General features: G+C 47.4%; 1 protein-coding gene. It reads left to right on the forward strand.

Features of this window, described 5'->3' with window-relative positions; translation table 11 throughout:
- Positions 1–103: 103 nt before the first annotated feature.
- A complete protein-coding gene (locus AB204_RS18960) occupies positions 104–1,486 on the forward strand; it encodes an IS4 family transposase (protein ID WP_047964947.1) in 1,383 nt (460 codons plus the stop codon).
- Positions 1,487–1,497 lie beyond the last annotated feature (11 nt).

A 1,497-nucleotide genomic window follows, 5' to 3' on the forward strand; every position in this document is an offset into this window, starting at 1 on the left:
CTGTCTCTTCTACACAAATCCCTCGATTTAATCGAGGGATTTTTTTGAACCTTTTTCTACCTGGCTGATCTCAATAAAAAATACTACGCTGAGGTCACGTATGATGTTTTCAACAGATGCTGAACAATGGGCAAAAGAAACTTTTCAATATGCTGATTTAGGGGATAGTCGCCGCACTAAGCGCCTAATCAAGCTGACTTCTTCTCTTGCAAATCATTTAGGAGAGTCTCTCGTGCAATCTTTAAAATCCCCTGCGGATATCGAAGCCGCTTATCGTTTTACTCGCAATCAAGCCATTAATCCTCAAGCTATCGCAGAAGCTGGCTTTGCCGCCACCGCTGAGCAGGTTAAGCACTATGATTGCCTCCTCGCGCTTGAAGATACGACCTCGCTGGAATTTCTCCACCCTACGGTTCGAGATGAGATGGGGCACACCACATCCAATAAGCATTCCAGAGGTATGCATGCTCATTCCGTTCTGCTCTTTGCGCCTGATAAGCAACAGGTCGTTGGGCTCATTGAACAGGCACGTTGGACCAGAGACCTTCAGGCTTACGGGCAAAATCAATATCATGCGAGCAGAGCTTATAAAGACAAAGAAAGCTATAAATGGGAACGGGCTTCACGCGCAATGGAAGCCCGCCTCGGTGCTGACATGCGGAAAGTTATCTCGGTCTGTGACCGGGAAGCCGATATTATCGAGTATCTGACCTATAAGGTCTCAAATCATCAGCGCTTTGTCGTTCGCTCTATGCAAAGCCGCCGCATAGAAGAAAGTACCGACAAGCTTTATCATTACAGTGGCGCCTTGGTGTATGCGGATATGAGAACGGTTCAAGTGAGGCAAAAAGGCGGGCGAAAAGCGCGTGACGCACACTGCGAAGTTCGTTATGCGGCGGTGACCGTAAAAATCCCGGCGAATAAAATCGGTGACTCCGTCCCACTGTACTATGTCGGTTGTCAAGAAACGGGAAATCATGATGGCCTGAGCTGGCACATTCTGACCTCAGAGCCCGTGAAAACAAAAGAAGATGCCAAGCGTATTCTCGATTACTACGAAAAACGGTGGCTGATCGAAGAATTTCACAAAGCGTGGAAAAGCGGCGGAACTCAGGTTGAAGAGTTACGCATGCAGAGCAAAGAGAATTTAGAACGCATGGTGGTGATACTCGCGTTTATTGCAGTCCGTCTTCATCAACTGCGTTATCTGGGGCTTAATAAAGAGGAAGCAGAAAAGCAGAGCTGTGAAATGATCCTGAGTCCGCTCGCGTGGAAATTACTGTGGTCAAAGCAAAACAAATCGAAGCCCCCAAAGAAAGCACCAAGCCTCTATTGGGCCTATATTAACCTCGGCAAGCTTGCGGGTTGGTACGATTCAAAACGTAATGGTCGAGTAGGATGGGAAAGATTATGGGAAGGATGGTTCATATTACAAACCCTCCTTGAGGGGTACCTGCTTGCACAGTCTCTTGAGCTAGAGATGTGATCAAGAGACAG

Source organism: Xenorhabdus khoisanae (assembly GCF_001037465.1).
GTDB lineage: Bacteria > Pseudomonadota > Gammaproteobacteria > Enterobacterales > Enterobacteriaceae > Xenorhabdus > Xenorhabdus khoisanae.